The organism is Nocardia arseniciresistens, from assembly GCF_046764875.1.
GTDB classification, from domain to species: Bacteria; Actinomycetota; Actinomycetes; order Mycobacteriales; family Mycobacteriaceae; genus Nocardia; species Nocardia arseniciresistens.
In genome coordinates this window covers 286,765-302,637 of the sequence record NZ_JBKORD010000003.1, presented here as the reverse complement: position 1 = coordinate 302,637, position 15,873 = coordinate 286,765, and the positions used below count along the sequence as shown (strand labels likewise).

Genomic DNA, 15,873 nt, shown 5'->3' with positions numbered 1-15,873 from the left:
TACCCGCCGGGCACGTCAGGGCCGCTCGGTCGGCTGATCCTTACCGAGCGGCACGCCTGCCTCGATGAAATCCAATGCGCGGGTTATATTCTCGGCGTTGAGCGGGGCGATGGTCATGAATGCCAACGCGCCACCCGCGACCGCGCCCGCGGCCACCCGCACCTCGAAGTCCATCGGATCCCGGCCCATCCGTTCGGCCAGCAGGCTCGCCATCAAGTCGATACTGCGTTCGAACTCGGACCCGATGGCCGAACGCAATTCGGGCACGTGAAACAGCAGCGCCTGCCGTTCCTGCTCGAACGCCATCTCGGCCGCGGGCAGGTTCGCGTAGACACCGGCGACCGCGTTGCGGAAGGCGGTCAGCGGCGCGACCTCAGGTGGCTCTGCCCGCAGCGCCTCGATCAGAACCGGGTCGAGGTCATCAGCGCGCACCAACTGTTCCTTGGTCGGGAAATAGCGGAAGAAGGTGCTGGGCGAGACCTCCGCCGCCGCCGCTATCTGCTCGATGGTGGTCTCGCCATAGCCCTGCTCACGGAACAGCCGAAACGCTTCCATGCGAATCGTCCGGCGGGTCCGTTCCTTCTTCCGCTCGCGCAGGCCCCCCACGGCGGGCCCGTCGCCGGGTGTTTCAACCGACATGTGTCGATTCTGTCGCATCGACGGCGACGGGCGCGCCAGGCACTACCTCGGCGGCCCGCACCGCGGCCGCCGATCGGCGCGGCAGTACCCGCAGCGCCAACGGGACGGCGAGTACGCAGATGGCCGCACATGCCCACAGCATCGCGCCCATTCCATGGACGAAAGCCGATTGCACGTGCTCGAGCATGCTCGCGTCGCCGGTCGACTTCGCTACGGCGACTCCGGAATTCACACTGTCGCCGATCGGGTGGACATTCAGATCGCCGAGTTCGCCGCGATACACCGTGGCGAGCACGGTACCGAGCAGCGCGACCGCTATCGTGCCCGCCGCTTGCCGCAGCGCCTGCAACAGTGCCGAACCCATCCCCGCGCGTGCCACCTCCAGATCGTCCATCGCCACCGCCATGCTGACCGGCATCCCGAGGCCCATGCCCGCGCCGACGAGGGCGATCCAGGTCGCGGTGAACCAGTACGCGGCGCCGACCGAGGTCAGCGCGCCGAGGCCGAGGCCGAGCGCGAGTACCACCATGGCCGCGGTCACCATCGTTCGCACACCCAGCTTCGGCAACAGTTTGTCGCTGAGCCGCGAACCGACAAGCAGTCCACCGATCATGGGCAGCAACCGCAGGCCGCTGCCGAGCGCGTCGGTGCCGAGTACTGCCTGGTAGTACTGCGGAACGGTGAAGAACAGGCCGAACATTCCGAAGGTGATGAGGACCGCGAACACCGTCCCCCACCGGAAGCCGTGGCTACCGAACAGTCCGAGGTCGATCAGCGCGAAGGCCGCCCGCCGTTGCCATCCGATGAAGACAACGAAGGCGATGACACCGGCGGCGAGCACGCCCCAGCCGAACCCATTGCCCCAGCCTTCGTCGCCGAGACGGATGAAGCCGTAGGTCACCCCGAGCATTCCGGCTACCGACAACACGGTGCCGGGCAGATCCAGCGGACGACGGTCGGGATTGCGTGATTCCGGCACCAGGGCCGCGACCGCGACCGCGCCGAATACCACCATCGGCACATTGATCAAGAAGACCGAGCCCCACCAGAAGTTGTCGATCAGCCAGCCGCCGAGGATCGGGCCGAGCGGCAATCCGATCGCGGTCGAGGTGATCCAGATATTCATCGCCCTTGCCCGCTGCGCGGGATTCGGGAACAGCACGGGCAGCACCGACATCGACAGCGGGATCATGCCCGCCGCGGCGACGCCGAGCACCACCCGTGCCGCGATGAGCTGACCGGAGGTGGTGGCGAACGCGCAGGCCAGCGAGGCCGCTCCGAACACAACCAGGGCGCCGAGCAGGATCTTCTTGCGCCCATACCGATCCCCGAGCGCTCCCGCGGGCAACATCACCGCGGCGAGCGCAAGTGTGTAGGCAGTGCTGAACCATTGCAGCGCACCATTATTGGCGTTCAGGTCGACGGCAAGGGTGGGTAGCGCGACGGTCAGCACAGTCATGTCGAGGCCGATCGTCAACATCGCGAGCGCGAGTGCGCCCAGTGCCAGCCAGCGGCGGGACGAATCCGTATTCATCAACACTCCGATTAATGGTAGTTACATCTTTTTGATAGTAACTCCCATTTACTAGTGTCTGTCAATACTCGACCGCGCCCTGATCGTCCCGGCCATCCGACACGCCGCGCGCCGTGCTTGTTCGCCTAGCCTCAGCGGCCGCCGCGCGGCTTGCCGTGGTCCGGCTCAGGCCACAGACGGACCGACTCCGGTATGCCCATTAGGCTCTCAGCCGATGAGAATCCGGGACGCTTACCACCGCGCCGCACTGTGCCTCGGTGCCGCACTGACCGTTGCGGCCGTGATCGGGGGAACCGCAGCTCCGTCACTCGCGGCTCCGTCGAGCACCACGACGCCGTTCGCCACGCCCAACACCGACGGCTGCCCGCAGAAAACCAGACCGCCCGCCCCGATCGACGAATCCGAGGTTCCCTCGCCCGGCGAACCGACGCCGACCGCGCTGCCGATTCCGTCACCGCCATTGGGCGGGTCGCGAATGGGCGAGTGCGGCGTCGTGATCCCCAAGGGTGCACCGCCTGCGCCGCAAGACATTTCGGCGACGGCCTGGATGGTGTCGGATCTGGACACCGGAGAGGTGCTCGCGGCCAAGGATCCACACGGGCGCTACCGCCCGGCCAGCACCATCAAGGTGCTGCTCGCCACGGTCGCGCTGCGCAAGCTGGATCTGAACAAGGTGGTCACCGGCACCCAGGAAGACGCCAATGTCGACGGCACCAAGGTCGGCATCGGGCCGGGTGGCCACTACACCAACAAGCAGCTGATGCAGGCGCTGATCATGGCCTCGGGTAACGACGCAGCGCACGCCATAGCCGCTCAGCTCGGCGGCGACGCGGGTGCCGTGACCAAGATGAACGAACTCGCGAAGTCGTTGCACGCCATGGACACTCGTGCCGCGAGTCCGTCGGGCCTCGACGGCCCCGGCATGAGCACCTCGGCCTATGACCTGTCACTACTGTTCCGTGAGGCCATGTCGATCCCGCTGTTCGCCGAACTGATCCACACCGAACAGGTCGATTTCCCCGGCTATCCCAAGGACCCGAAGAACCCCGACGACACCGATCACCCCGGCTACCCCATCGGCAACGACAACCACCTGCTCTACGAATACGATGGCGCGATCGGCGGCAAGACCGGCTTCACCGACGACGCGAGGCAAACCTTCGTGGCCGCGGCCGAACGCAATGGCCGCCGCCTCGCGGTGACCCTCCTCAAAGCCGATGTCAAGCCGCTGCGCCCGTACCTCCAGGCCGCCGCCCTGCTCGACTACGCCTTCGCCCTCCCGAAGAGCGCGACCGTCGGCGATCTCCCCGACACCAACTCCAAGCCGTCGAAAACCGGTGCGGTACTGGCATCCCCACCATCGAAGGACACCAACCAGCAGGCAGCTCCAACCGAGGACGACAACCACGCGGGCACCCGGACGCTGCTCGTGGTCGGCGGGATCGTCCTCGTCCTCGCCCTACTCCTGGGCGCTCGCCGACTGAACAAACAACGACACTGACCGCCGCTGCCACTGGTGCCACCCCTCCGGGCACCAGTAGCAGCGGATCGGACCGGTGATCTTCTTGTTCATTGGTTTCGACGCACGAACAATGATCTTGGTTCCATCGATTTTCGAGACAGTTCCGCGACGCGAGTCAGCGACCGCCGCACGGCCTGCAGCTGGCGAGGATGAGGGGAACGGCAAGAGCGAGGGTGACTGTTGCCCGCCTCCGAGTAAGGCGACATTTCCAGCGAATCACGACTGACACTCTGGCCGGATGAGACGACGATGTCGCCGTTGCGCACCACGTGGGGCGGCCGTGGGCGACGGGCCGTTAGACGGTGCCGGTTTTGATCCATTCGTCGATCTTCTGGAAGGACGATGACGCCGACGGGTGCAGCGGCAAGTTATGAGCGGTCCCCGGCACGACGAGGGTGTCGAAATCCGCAGAGCCGCTGTAGAAGGGAGCCTCGTTCGCCCGTATCGATTCCGCTGTCTTACAACTCACCAACAAGTTGCAGAAGATGTCGTCGGTCGCGCCCATGACAACCAAGACAGGTGCGGTGATCGAGCGACTCGAGTTGAGTGGCGCAGGGGCCAACAGCAAGGTGCTCGACTCGCTCACTTCGCCGACGGTGGTCAGATCCTTGTTGCTCTCGTCGTAGGCGATCACAGTGGGGTCGACGGTATTCGGATCGTAGAAGGCCGGGCCCCGCCGACCGGGCATCGTAGTGAGGTATCCGGGGTCAAGCCCTTTCCCTGCGAACTCGGGATCGAGTGCCGCCGGATACAGACTGGTGAAGAACCCGGTGGAATTCAGGCCCACGCCGGGCAGATGAATGATTCCGGTCGCGACAAGCCGGTCCAGATCGTGCCAACGCGACGCCTCGTTCGTGAGCGTGACCGAGCCGAGCGAATGCCCAACCCCGTTCACCTGTGCATAGCCCTGACCGCGCAGCCAACCGATCAACTGATGCAGCACGTACGCCCCGCTGGACACCGTGAGCGCCGAACTCGCCGGGCGACTGCTGGATCCGGTGCCGAGCCGGTCGAAGCTGAACGTTGCCCGGCCGGCCGCCAAGGTGTGGTCGACATACGAATATGTCTGCTGGCCCTGCGGCCAGTCCCAGTACGTCCGGTTGTAGGTGGCACCGGCCACGAGAACATCGATTCGATGTTCGCCGGGAGCCCACGTGCTCGGTGTGCAGAGCGTTGTAGCGACGGTATTGTCCGTCGGCCCGCCCTCGGACAGCGCGACGGAAACCGATATCTCCCGGCATGTGCCGGGCTTGTCGCCCGTCGCCGACGCCGGTGCTGCCGATACGAGAAAAGTGGATGCGAACGCGGCAACAGCCACAGCAGTCACGCGGCGGATAGTCATAACACCTCGTTGAGGTCGATATTTCGCGGAACGACCCGAACTTGGCTGACAGCCTTTGACGCATCATCCATGTCCAGCGTTGAGCATCGTATGTTGCAGGGTCGATTCCAGCAAGACGAACCGAACGCCCATGCAGCGCAGAAGTCCTCGGGCGGCTGCTGTTCGTCGGGGCGACGCTGCTCGGACTCCTGCGCAGTTCCGAAAGAGCGAGGGCGGCAAGGGCGCAGGCACCGATCGGGCCGCCGCTCATCCGTGGCATCGGCGTCTGCCGACCGATAGAATTCGATCACATGAGTCGCAGTGGGGGGACTCCGGATAACGGTCAGAATCTTTCCGTCGTACCCGACGAGGTCAGCGCCGTTGGACGCTACGTCTACAGTCTGGCGCAGACGTTTCGATCCGCACTGGATTCAGCAGGAACCGAGGTCGACGAGTTGACCTCCAGCGGCTGGAGCGGTACTGCCGCAACGGCTTTCGCCGAAGGATGGCGAGAATCCCGTGACAGCGGCGGCAAGATCGTCGACGCGCTGGCGGTCATGGCGGAGAAGCTCGGAGTCACAGCCGAGAACTATCTGGCCCAGGACACCGCAGCCGCATCGCGAACATCGAGCCTGAACCTATGACCGACGAATTCCACGTCGACCTCGATCATCTCGATCAGCTCGTCGCCAAGCTGTCCGGGCTGGTCGGGTTCCTGGGCGATCACCTCGCGGAACTCGACCACAAAGTCGCGGACCTGCATACCGGTCGTTGGGATGGCATCGCCGCTGCCGCATACGCCGACTCCCACCGCGAGTGGGCGACCCGTGCACAGGAGTACGCCGAGGGAGTGGCGGAAATGAGCGATGCCGCCGAACGCGCCCACGGCCACTACACCGAAGCAGCGACGTTGAACGTGAACATGCTGCGAGGGAGGTAATGGCCCCGATAAAGGTAGACCCGAACGCCTACTACAACGCCGCGAAAGGGCTGTTCGACCTCACGACCGATATCAGCTTTGCCGTAACACAGGTCATAACACCGGGACTGAAGGACACGTTCGATATGGGCGGCCACTACGCCGCAGTGACCACGTGCAATACCGCCTACAAGCAACACACCGCCGACCTGATCGCCACTATCACCGCGTACGCGGCAGTGTCGCAACAACTCGGAGACGTGCTCGATCTCGCGGGACACAACTGGCAAACCCGCGAACTATAACGCCAACCTGGACCCCAACAAGGGCCCCGCACCAACCAAACCAGCCGCTGCGGCGTCAGAGCCGTTCAGCCCCAACGCAATCCCACCGATACCCGACCCAGCCACGTCCAGTTCCAGCGAATCACGACTGACACTGTGGCCGGACAAGACATTGGTGCTGTCGACGTTGACCGCTCTACACGTGGAAGTCCCCGACGGCGACACCGAGACTTTGAACCGCGCAGCCTCGGGCTGGCGCGCCTTCGCCCGATACCCCGCCATTACCGAAGCCAACACCGAACTGAATACGATCGCGGTGCTATTCGACACCGTCCAGACACCGGACGTGCCCGAGATCCGCGATCTACTCGGAGCATTGAAAACCGGCGCCAGCGCAATAGCGGCCGCTGCGGCGGGCTTGGTCACCGCCACCACCAACCATCACGACACCCTCGCTGATCTGCGCACTCAAATCATCAACGCGACACCACGAGCGTTTCCGGACCTGAGCGCGAAAGCCACCGTTCGATCCACAGGAGTCGACGTGATGCCTCAAGGTCAAGCATCCGACGGCGAAATACTCACGGCCGCAGCTATATACAAGGATTCCATCAGCACTCACCCGCTGTTCGACCTACTGGCCAAGGCCACCTTCGAGGGCATGGACGGCCTAGGTATCAAGACGAGACTCACCGAAATAGCAGGGCTACGAGACGATGCCATCGTCCGGCTGGACTCCTATTCGACCGAACCGGTCAAGTGCACCCTGAACCCGAACTGGGAAAGCGAAATGAACAAGCTCGATCCACGCGTGCGGTCATGGGTCGGGTCGGCCGTCAAGTACGGAAACACCGCAGGCATCGATCCCCGGCTTGTCATGGCTATCGTATACAACGAAGGTGGTTATCGATCCGACTCGTTCATCGAGAACGAAATGAGTTATGCGTATGACGTCTTCGTTCGAGAGGGTGGAAATTTAATTCGACCCAATTCTCTGGGGCTGACAAATATGAAAGAAGCAACCTTCAATAAGGTGAAGAAGAAGTTCCCCTCCGAGTTTGCTGGCAAAGAATGGTCCAATCTAAAAGAGGATCCCGATCTTGCGATCATGGCAGCAACCTACAATCTGAAGCGCATTGAAAGTCAATATGTTGCCGATGCCCCAGAAGAACTGAAGGAAAAGTACACGCGTGACCAGTTCCTTGCTGCTGGTTACAACTCCGAGGACAATATAGAAGCCCATTTTCGCGCAGGAGACCTCGGTCCAGTGGTACAAGGATATGTCGGGATGACAAACACTGCGCTGGACAAGGCGCAACGACTGATGGGCGGCATGTACACATGCAAGTGAGCTGGCTGCGGAGGCCCTCGAAGCAGACCGTCAAACTCGTCGCCTGCTTCGTTGTGATTGGGGCGATCGCTTGGAGCGCTTTCGCCTGGCTAACTCGACCGAACGACGCCGAACGCTATCTGAATCAGATTCAGATGCCTGGTTTCACCAAAGTGACACAAAAGGCAGATACCGATGTCGTCCCATGGGTCGAGGCCATATATGCGGGTCCGGTGAGCGATATCCGACAAATTGTCACCGGACCAGATCTGACACTCGGACCGCCGCCCGTTGCCAAACACCCAACCATTCCTCCGCGTCCACCCATAGGAATCCTCCCTATCGAAGATTGGATTGCATACGGGGATTCGCCGAATAACTGCCACGTCGCGATATATAAGGTACGTGACAACCAGGGCACTTCGTGGGAATTGACCGATGCGCAGATTTCTGGCATGAAGGATGGTTCCATCGATGTTTTCAGGATCCATGTCAGCTGTGGCGACGGATAGACATACGACTCAGTGGCGGCCGACGAAGCAGTTATTGAGCCGATGGTGTTGTGCCACAGTCGATGCCACAGGTCCGGACACGGGCCGCTCCATGGCCATCGACCTCCGCAGGGCACGGACAGTACTGTCACCTATCGAAGTCGCCTCGCGTTGCCGCTCTAGTGAAGGCCGACCACTCGGCAGCGGTGAACCTCAGCGCCGGGCCGGAGGGATTCTTCGAATCGCGGACGCCGACAAGGCTGTTCGGGAGGAAGGCGACTTCGACGCAGTTTTCGGCGGCACCGCTGCGGCTGCTCTTGAACCAGTCGGCACCGGCCAGATCGATGTTCACGCGTACTCCTTCGCCATCCTTCTGAGCAGAGCCCGGCTGTCCTCGGCATCCATCGCACTTCGCCGGAGGCTCTCGTGCCCCTGATGGTATCGGTGAACCGTGGCTGATTTCGCAAGATACAAACCCCCCGTGAATTTCTCCGTGTAGACCACTGGTGGCTCGATCACCTGCCCCTGTTTGCCCGTACCGAACTCCAGGATCACGAATGGGCCAACCGAGTCGCCAAGGGGGAATCCTGCACTGAACGGGAGGATCTGCAACCTCACGTTGGGTCGGACCCCCGCTTCGGCCAAGTACCTCAGTTGAGTCGCCATAACCCTCGGCCCGCCAACCATGCCCCGGAGTACCGACTCCCGCAGAATGACATCGAGTGTCGCCGGATGATGCTTGCGGGTGATTCTCGTTTGCCGACGCATCCGCAACTGCACCCTGCGTGCATGCTCCTCTACTCCCTCATCGGGATAGCCGCATCGGATGAGCGCACTCGCGTACGCAGGTGTCTGCAACAACCCCGGTACTAGTTCGGGCTCGTAGGTCGTGAGCCGCTGCGCCGAAGCCTCCAACCCGACGAAGAAGTCGAAGTTTTCCGGAATCAGGTCGCCGTACTCATGCCACCAACTTTGCTCGTTGCCCTGTGCGGCAAGACCTTTCATCGCAGCAGTGTGATGGGTGTCGAACCCGTAGATCTTGCACAACGCCTCGAGGTCCACTTCGCGCAGGTGAGCCACGATTCCCTTCTCAATACGCTGTAGCGCGCTGGCGCTGCGCTCGATCAACTCGGCCGCCTGATGGAGCGTGAGCCCACACTCCTCACGCCCATTACGCAGATACTTCCCCAGCTGCCGCCGTGCCAGCGTCGATCCGTCCTCCGACATGCCCGCCTCCCATCAGGATTCATCGTTCGCACCAGCAGAGCACGCCGCAATCCCACGACGTGGCGACACCGCAAATTCTCATGCGATCAGCACATAACACCAGGAAGAGTTGCATTCCGCAGCGGTTTCGCAGCGCAGTCGGGTACCGGCACAGCTCCGTTCGACGCGCCGGTCTGATTCGTTGCGAACCCGGTCCCCACGCACAGGCCGAATGGGCTTCGGCGTACCGAGCCACGACCCGTGACAAAACCGCAGGACCGATCTCAGTCGAACGGACCCCGCGTCCCGATGGAACCGATCGTCTATGTCATGCGTCCAGTAAAGTGACCGGGCAGATGCCAAGGGAGGGCCAGTCGATGGAAGTGGGGCAGTCAGCGGCGAACGCGCTGTACCAGCAGGCTGTAGGGGGAACGTTCCGGATGGAGGCCGACGCCGCCCGACGGTGCGCCGAGGTCTACACCAGATTCGTCGAAACGACATTGAGCCCGCAGGTTGGCCGTTCAGAGCGTTTGCAGCAGCTTGAAGGATTTGGCGGATTCGAGTCGGCTCAACAGTTGCAGTCTGGGTTCTCAGGTAAGGCAGTGAAGATGACCGAGGCCCTCAACGGGATGAAAGAGGCCGCATTGAAGATGGCCGCGGCTTACCTACGTGCGGGCCAGTTAGTCGAGGAAGCCGACGTCATGTTTGCACGTTCGATCAACGCCATTGCCTCGGAGGTACAACAGTGAAGATGGGAATCCGCAACACGCTGCTCGCACTGTTGGCGCTGGCGACCGCTGCGTTGACGACGAACTGTTCAACTGACAATGGCCCGGCAGAACCCTTGGCCACTTCGGGCCAGGCCACCACGTCGATCGGGTCCCAACCATCCCGGCCTACTCTAACCGCCTCGAAGCTCCAGCCGCCGCCGCAGGACAACAAGTACACGGCCAGCACAGGACGGCCCAAGATCGTCTTCGACCCGTGCACATGGATCAGCGACGCCACCATTCAAAAGTCCGGATTCGATCCCGTCTCGCGCAAGCGGGGTGACGATCTGATTGCCGAGTACAGCTTCCTGACCTGTGACTTCTCATCTCGAGAACGCAATCTGATGTTGAACTCCGGAAATGCTACGTGGGCGGAAGACCTCGCGAAGGTCGGCACCTTCAGCGAGCCGACCACCGTCAACGGGCGCGAAGCCCTGTTGGTCCGGGATCCGGACCTGCACCGGGCTTGCCAGGTCGACGTGCGGACCAAAGTCGGGTTCGTACAGATCTCCACTTTTTTAACCGATTTGGCCCCACGTAGTACCGCTCCCTGCGATGGCATGCTCGAAATCGTCACCGCCATCGAGCCGGAAATCGGCAAGGACAACTAAACCAATGACCGGCTCGTACATCAATATCAACGACAATCCGGCGGCACTTAGCACTTTCGGCCAAGGTGCCAAACCCGATGTCGCGCAACCGAGTTCGCGATCGCGCGCCCAGCAGCAGGGTGCGGAGGGGGCTCAGCAGTCGGTTTCCGACAACGGTGCCGATCCGGCGTATATCGCCAGGATGGAACAGTTCGAGGGCCACACTCACGAGGAGATCTACAACAACGTCACGCAGATGAGTCCGGGTGTCATGCATCAGCAGGCCGACACGTGGATCAGCATCGCCGACTCGCTCAGCGGCGGATTGTTCGGCATGCATATCGCGATCCAGAAGGCCCTGGCAGATGGTGTCGAGGGCAAGATGGCCGATGCGGCGGTCGCCGCCGCGCAGAAGTTCTACCAGCAGGCCAGCGATGTTCAGCAGGTGATCAGCACGTGCGGGCATCGGGTCAAGGGCGTCGCGCATGCCGCCGAGGTCATCAAGCTGTCGGTGCCCCCGCCGAGCGCGGCGCAGGGGCAGGCGGGCTCGGCCGGCACGCTGGACCCGGCGCAGGTGATCATCTCCGCGGTGAGTGCGGGGCTGGTGGGCGGTGGAGACAGCGACGAGGTCGCCTATCAGCGCGGTGTGGAGGCGCTTTATCGCACGGCGATCGACACCATGAACAACAGCTACAAACCGTCCTATGGTCCTGCCGGGAGCGGAGTCCCGACCTTCGTGCCCGTCGCGTTGCCGGGTGACGGCGGCGGCGATCCCGGCAACGGCAACGGCGGCAGCGGTAATGGCGGCAGTAACGGCAACGGTGGCAGTAATCCGGGTGATCAACCGACATCGGACCCCCTGACCTCGGTCGAACCTGCCGCGTCCGATCAGAATTCGGGCACTGGGCAGCAATCGGCGCAGGCCCCTACCACCCCTAGTGCCAGTACCGCGCCCGCTGCGGCAACCGTTCCCGATGTGGGAGCGCCTGGTTCGGGACAGCCGGGCGGCCCCGGCACATCCCCACCAGGAGGCAGCGGCCCATCCAGACCCGGCATGCCCGCGCCCGGCGGGATCGGCACCCCGAGCCCGGGACGCAGCGTCAGCGGCCTGCCTACCAATGGAAGTCCCGCCGCGGCAACGGCTTCCGCGGCCAACCGTGCGGCAGCGGCCGGTCGGCCCGGCATGTCCGGAATGCCGTCGGCCGGTGCCGCGAAGAAGCAGGACGACTCGGAGTCGGCTCGAAAAACCCCTGAATACCTGATCGAGAATCGCGAAGAAGAACTGCTCGGCCTCCGCCCACCGTCGGTGCCGCCGACGATCGGCGACGACGCGGCGGCAGCCCAACCGAGTCCACCACAGCGAGTTCCGCCGCAACGCCCGAGCAGCGAGGACCGCTACTTATGATGTGGGACTTCACGCCCGATGAGTTCATGCATATCTGGCGGGAGACGGGCGCGGATCGATATCCGTTCCCGCTGCGCCTGATCGCTTCGGCGCGATGGGAAGACGAATACGAACAGCTCACCCGGCAATTCGATCAGCGTCTCCCGCTACACGGCGACCCGGACCTGTCGGCAGTATTGCGGGTGGCGGCCGATCCCGAAACATCGTTGTCGCTCACCGGAACCCGGCGCAATCCGATACGGGCGTACGGCGCGATCGACGGCGACATCGGCGTAACACTGGTCCAACGCCCGAGCCCCACACCCGATTTCGGCGGCAACGTCGTCATCGAGGTCGGCACCGCGGCGATCGTGCCCAAGGTATTCACCGCGGTACTCGGCAACGTGTCACCCGGTCGCCATCGCGCCATCGCCGAAGACATCGACCGTTTACGCATCGGCCTCGAATCCTGGACCGGCACAAAGGAAACCGCAGCCGACCGCATCTGCCGCCTACTACGCGCCCCCCGATCCGGATCCGGAACCCTGGAAGCCCTCCGCGACTTGCGCAGTCCGCGCCCCTCCACACCGGAATACCTGAACTGGTTCGACATCGACGGCGACGGCCGCTACCTCTACCACAGCCAATACAACGAATTCCACATCGCGCCCTGCGACCGAGCCACGATAAGTCGCGAAATAACCCGCATGACACACACCGTTCGCTAGCGCCGACACCTACGTGCAAAACAGCTGTCCGCTACCTCCACAACATGCCAACCGGCCGAACCATGAGGTGCAGGTACGGAGCGTAGCTTCGTTGGGGATGCCGTCGACCTGTTCCCGGTCTCGGGAACGATCTCGTAGGAGTACATCGGCCTAGAAACCGAGTTTGGCGTTGATCTCTGCTCGGTGCGCCGCCGCCCCAATGGTGGTGACATTCCTGCCCTGCTGGAGGTCTTCGACCAGGGCGAGCATCCGGGTGTGAGCCTCGACGCCGTGGCGTTGGGTGATCTCGGCGACCTTGCGGAAGGTGTCCAAGACCGCCAGCACGCCCGTCAGATCAAGGGACTGGGCCGCGGCCGCCATTTCCTCGGCGTAGTGGCGCTCGAACTCCGCGCGTTCGGGACCGACCAGAGCATCGCGAATTGCGCGTGGTGTGGATGGTGCCAATAGCGCGGGAAGCACCGGCGATCTGGACGACTCAGATGAGGCCATGCCAACACCATAGCCCCGCCGTATAGCCACATCGGGGGCGTTGCACGCGGCACCCCTGTCTCCATGCGTTCTGACCGAATGTGGCTGGGGCATATACGGTTTCGCGGCTAATCCCGCATTCCTTGGCCAGCGCGGCTTTGGACTCACCGGCGGCTGCACGCGAGTACCTTTGATCGAACGCGGAAAGTAGGAGCTGACTAATGGAAGAGCGCATTGGCGGCAAAATATTCGACCCCCACGGCTACGACGACGACCCGATCGACCCCGAGCTCCTTGCCAAGGCCAACGCCGCGTTCGCCGAGCTCAACAGCCGCGAACCGGAGTACAACCCGGCAGATTTGCCTGAGCGCTTCCGCGATGACTTGGTCGGCACCGAATTCGAGCATGTCTACCGCGAGGCCGAAGAACGGAGACGTCGCGACCGGGAGGCACCCTCCTCCCCTAATGGAGGGGTCAAGGAGTGACCGTCCGCTACGACCGAAGGCGTGCCGAGCGGTCAGCGGCGGCGACCGGGGACCTTGCGCAGTTCCGAAAGGGCGAGGGCCGCAAGGGCTCCCGCTCCGAAGGAGGTGGCTACCGCGCTCATCGATGGGCCCGAGCCTGGCATCCGTGGTGCGATCACCGCGGCTGGGGGCGGGGCGATCTCGGCTTCCCGCAGATTGTCCGACGAGGTCGCCGCCCAGGCCGTGGCGAACAGGATGATCCGATAGGTGACGTAGCTGAAGACCATCAGTCCGATGATCGAACCGAAGGCGGCGCCCGCGGGGCTGTTCAGCACGGTTCGCAGGTAGATGGACGCGACGTACTTGAAGACCTCGAAGACCACGGCGGCGATGGCCGCCGCTCGCGCCGCACTGCGCAGCGTGACCGGTTCCCGTGGCAGCCGCGCGATGATCCAGGCGAAAACCGCCCAGGACGCCAGGAATCCGAGCAGGACAGACGCCAGAATCAGCAGTAGGTGTGCGCCGGGCAGGTTGGACAGACCGAGGCCGATCAGCACCCGAGCGCCGAGGGTGCTCGCGCCGAGCGTGGAAAGGCCGATCGACACCACGAAGGCGAGGCCGAGCCCGATGAGCGCGCCGAGGTCGGAGAGCTTGGCCATGAACCAATTGCTGTCCGGGCTCTTCTGATCCCATTGCTCGGTCAGCGCGGCGCGCAGGTTGGCCATCCAGCCGAGACCGGTGTAGAGGCCGGTGAGCAGCCCGAGGATGCCTACGGTGCCCCTGGAGCGGACCGCCTGATCGATGAGGTCGTTGAGTTGATCGCCGAGCGAGCCCGGCATGTTGTCCACGATCTTGCCCTGGAGTTCGGTGAGCAACTCCGGGTGGCTCGACAGCACGAATCCCGCGACCGCGAAGGCGACCATCAACAACGGAAACAGTGACAGCACCGTGAAATACGTGATCCCCGCCGCGTAGTAGTCACCCCGCTGCTGCTGGTATCGCCCGCCGGCGCGAACCAGATGGTCCAGCCAAGGGCGCCGGTGAATCCGCCGCTCGAGCCACGCCTTGACGTTGTCGATCACCTGCACCGTTTCGTCCCTTCACAGAGACCTCGTGTTGTTTCGACCGACCTGCGAGCAGTGTTGTTCCACCGACCTGCAAGCAGTCGCCAGCGGCGGACACCACGGCTCAGCGGGGCAGAAAGCCCACCCGGTCGTATACCTGCGCGAGGGTGTTGCCGGCGATCTCTCGCGCGTGCTCGGCACCGGCGGCGAGAATACGGTCGAGTTCGCCCTGATCCGACATGTACTCTCCCACCTTGGCCTGCAACGGCGTGACAAATTCGACCAGCGCGTCGGCGACATGGGACTTCAGGTCGCCGTAGCCCTTGCCCTCGTAGTCCTTTTCCAGCGTGACGATCGGCGTGCTGCTCAACGAACTCAGGATCACCAGCAGGTTGCTGACACCCGGCTTCAGCTCCGGGTCATAACGGATCTCGCGTTCGGTGTCGGTGACCGCGGAGCGGATCTTCTTGGCGGTGACCTTCGGGTCATCGAGCAGACCGATCAGCCCGGCGTCGGAGGAGGCCGACTTGCTCATCTTCGAGGTCGGGTCCTGCAAGTCGTAGATCTTGGCGGTGCCCTTGGTGATGTGCGCCTCCGGCACTACGAAGGTCTTCTTGAACCGAGTATTGAAGCGCTGGGCCAGGTTTCGGGTCAGTTCCAGATGCTGGCGCTGGTCCTCGCCGACCGGAACCTGATGCGGGCGGTAGAGCAGGATGTCGGCGGCCATCAGGACCGGGTAGGTGAACAGGCCGACGGTCGCGTTCTCCGCGCCCTGTTTGACCGACTTGTCCTTGAACTGGGTCATCCTGCTCGCCTCGCCGAACCCGGTGAGACAGCTGAGCACCCAGGTCAGCTCGGCGTGCTCGGGCACTTGGCTCTGCACGAACAGGGTGGAGCGCTTCGGGTCGATACCGAGCGCGAGCAGCTGCGCGGCGGCTCCCCTCGTACGTGCGCGTAGCTCCTTCGGCTCCTGCGGCACCGTGATCGCGTGCATATCGGGAATGAAGTACAGCGCGTCGTAATCGTCCTGCATGGTCACCCAGTACTGGAGCGCCCCAAGGTAGTTGCCGAGATGAAAGGAGGAGCTGGTCGGCTGGATCCCGGAAAGCACCCGCTGTTTGCGTTCGGCGGCCGGGGTCGTCTGCGCAGGACTGGACAT

The 15,873-nt window shown here is 63.4% G+C and carries 19 protein-coding genes; 11 read left to right on the top strand and 8 right to left on the bottom strand.

All coding sequences use genetic code 11. The features are described from left to right. Nucleotides 1-15: 15 nt before the first annotated feature. Together ACLMAJ_RS06935 and ACLMAJ_RS06930 are read right to left on the bottom strand one after the other, a co-directional pair. Nucleotides 16-639: a TetR family transcriptional regulator gene (locus tag ACLMAJ_RS06935; protein WP_412012674.1), complete on the bottom strand. Its 624-nt coding sequence runs from the start codon at nt 637-639 to the stop codon at nt 16-18. After that, on the bottom strand, nt 629-2,173 hold the full coding sequence (locus ACLMAJ_RS06930; RefSeq protein WP_412012673.1) for an MFS transporter: 1,545 nt from the start codon (nt 2,171-2,173) through the stop codon (nt 629-631). The genes ACLMAJ_RS06935 and ACLMAJ_RS06930 overlap by 11 nt, the downstream gene beginning before the upstream one ends. A gap of 214 nt (nt 2,174-2,387) precedes the next feature. On the opposite strand from ACLMAJ_RS06930, the gene ACLMAJ_RS06925 reads away from it, so the two are divergent. Next, nucleotides 2,388-3,674: a D-alanyl-D-alanine carboxypeptidase family protein gene (locus tag ACLMAJ_RS06925; RefSeq protein ID WP_412012672.1), complete on the top strand. Its 1,287-nt coding sequence runs from the start codon at nt 2,388-2,390 to the stop codon at nt 3,672-3,674. Between the two features lie 316 nt (nt 3,675-3,990). Here ACLMAJ_RS06925 and ACLMAJ_RS06920 read toward each other — a convergent pair whose 3' ends face one another. After that, nucleotides 3,991-5,022: an alpha/beta hydrolase gene (locus ACLMAJ_RS06920; protein ID WP_412012671.1), complete on the bottom strand. Its 1,032-nt coding sequence runs from the start codon at nt 5,020-5,022 to the stop codon at nt 3,991-3,993. A gap of 305 nt (nt 5,023-5,327) precedes the next feature. Between ACLMAJ_RS06920 and ACLMAJ_RS06915 the strand changes: the two genes are divergently transcribed. From ACLMAJ_RS06915 to ACLMAJ_RS06895, 5 genes are all read left to right on the top strand, one after another. After that, complete coding sequence (locus tag ACLMAJ_RS06915) at nt 5,328-5,660, top strand: WXG100 family type VII secretion target (RefSeq protein ID WP_412012670.1); 333 nt, start codon at nt 5,328-5,330, stop codon at nt 5,658-5,660. After that, a complete protein-coding gene (locus ACLMAJ_RS06910; protein WP_412012669.1) occupies nt 5,657-5,956 on the top strand; it encodes a WXG100 family type VII secretion target in 300 nt (99 codons plus the stop codon). The genes ACLMAJ_RS06915 and ACLMAJ_RS06910 overlap by 4 nt, the downstream gene beginning before the upstream one ends. Next, a complete protein-coding gene (locus ACLMAJ_RS06905) occupies nt 5,956-6,240 on the top strand; it encodes a hypothetical protein (RefSeq protein WP_412012668.1) in 285 nt (94 codons plus the stop codon). Before ACLMAJ_RS06910 ends, ACLMAJ_RS06905 begins: the two co-directional genes overlap by 1 nt. A gap of 181 nt (nt 6,241-6,421) precedes the next feature. Beyond that, nucleotides 6,422-7,570 (top strand): hypothetical protein, encoded by a 1,149-nt coding sequence (locus ACLMAJ_RS06900; RefSeq protein WP_412012667.1) that lies wholly within the window; start codon nt 6,422-6,424, stop codon nt 7,568-7,570. Further along, complete coding sequence (locus ACLMAJ_RS06895) at nt 7,567-8,061, top strand: hypothetical protein (RefSeq protein ID WP_412012666.1); 495 nt, start codon at nt 7,567-7,569, stop codon at nt 8,059-8,061. Before ACLMAJ_RS06900 ends, ACLMAJ_RS06895 begins: the two co-directional genes overlap by 4 nt. Before the next feature lie 127 nt (nt 8,062-8,188). On the opposite strand, the gene ACLMAJ_RS06890 is transcribed toward ACLMAJ_RS06895, so the two are convergent. Both ACLMAJ_RS06890 and ACLMAJ_RS06885 read right to left on the bottom strand, forming a co-directional pair. Then, nucleotides 8,189-8,392, bottom strand: coding sequence for a DUF397 domain-containing protein (locus ACLMAJ_RS06890; protein WP_412012665.1), 204 nt, complete (start codon nt 8,390-8,392; stop codon nt 8,189-8,191). Beyond that, on the bottom strand, nt 8,389-9,267 hold the full coding sequence (locus ACLMAJ_RS06885) for a helix-turn-helix domain-containing protein (protein ID WP_412012664.1): 879 nt from the start codon (nt 9,265-9,267) through the stop codon (nt 8,389-8,391). Before ACLMAJ_RS06885 ends, ACLMAJ_RS06890 begins: the two co-directional genes overlap by 4 nt. A 356-nt stretch (nt 9,268-9,623) precedes the next feature. On the opposite strand from ACLMAJ_RS06885, the gene ACLMAJ_RS06880 reads away from it, so the two are divergent. From ACLMAJ_RS06880 to ACLMAJ_RS06865, 4 genes are read left to right on the top strand one after another with little or no spacing between them, the layout of a single operon-like run. Beyond that, a complete protein-coding gene (locus tag ACLMAJ_RS06880) occupies nt 9,624-9,995 on the top strand; it encodes a hypothetical protein (protein ID WP_412012663.1) in 372 nt (123 codons plus the stop codon). A 32-nt stretch (nt 9,996-10,027) separates the two neighbouring features. Continuing rightward, a complete protein-coding gene (locus tag ACLMAJ_RS06875) occupies nt 10,028-10,627 on the top strand; it encodes a DUF3558 domain-containing protein (RefSeq protein WP_412012662.1) in 600 nt (199 codons plus the stop codon). Nucleotides 10,628-10,631: 4 nt separating this feature from the next. Then, nucleotides 10,632-12,011, top strand: coding sequence for a hypothetical protein (locus ACLMAJ_RS06870; protein WP_412012661.1), 1,380 nt, complete (start codon nt 10,632-10,634; stop codon nt 12,009-12,011). Beyond that, nucleotides 12,008-12,718 (top strand): ESX secretion-associated protein EspG, encoded by a 711-nt coding sequence (locus ACLMAJ_RS06865; protein WP_412012660.1) that lies wholly within the window; start codon nt 12,008-12,010, stop codon nt 12,716-12,718. The genes ACLMAJ_RS06870 and ACLMAJ_RS06865 overlap by 4 nt, the downstream gene beginning before the upstream one ends. A gap of 150 nt (nt 12,719-12,868) precedes the next feature. Here the strand turns inward: ACLMAJ_RS06865 and ACLMAJ_RS06860 are convergent, their stop codons facing one another. Then, on the bottom strand, nt 12,869-13,207 hold the full coding sequence (locus tag ACLMAJ_RS06860) for a DUF6247 family protein (protein ID WP_412012659.1): 339 nt from the start codon (nt 13,205-13,207) through the stop codon (nt 12,869-12,871). Between the two features lie 200 nt (nt 13,208-13,407). On the opposite strand from ACLMAJ_RS06860, the gene ACLMAJ_RS06855 reads away from it, so the two are divergent. Next, nucleotides 13,408-13,671, top strand: coding sequence for a hypothetical protein (locus ACLMAJ_RS06855; RefSeq protein WP_412012658.1), 264 nt, complete (start codon nt 13,408-13,410; stop codon nt 13,669-13,671). A gap of 32 nt (nt 13,672-13,703) precedes the next feature. Here ACLMAJ_RS06855 and yhjD read toward each other — a convergent pair whose 3' ends face one another. Next, nucleotides 13,704-14,738 carry an inner membrane protein YhjD gene (yhjD, locus tag ACLMAJ_RS06850; RefSeq protein ID WP_412012657.1) on the bottom strand — a complete coding sequence of 345 codons (1,035 nt, stop codon included), beginning with the start codon at nt 14,736-14,738 and terminating at the stop codon, nt 13,704-13,706. 100 nt (nt 14,739-14,838) lie between these two features. Next, the gene (gene trpS, locus ACLMAJ_RS06845) at nt 14,839-15,873 is read right to left on the bottom strand and encodes a tryptophan--tRNA ligase (RefSeq protein ID WP_412012656.1); all 1,035 of its coding nucleotides are present in this window, start codon (nt 15,871-15,873) and stop codon (nt 14,839-14,841) included.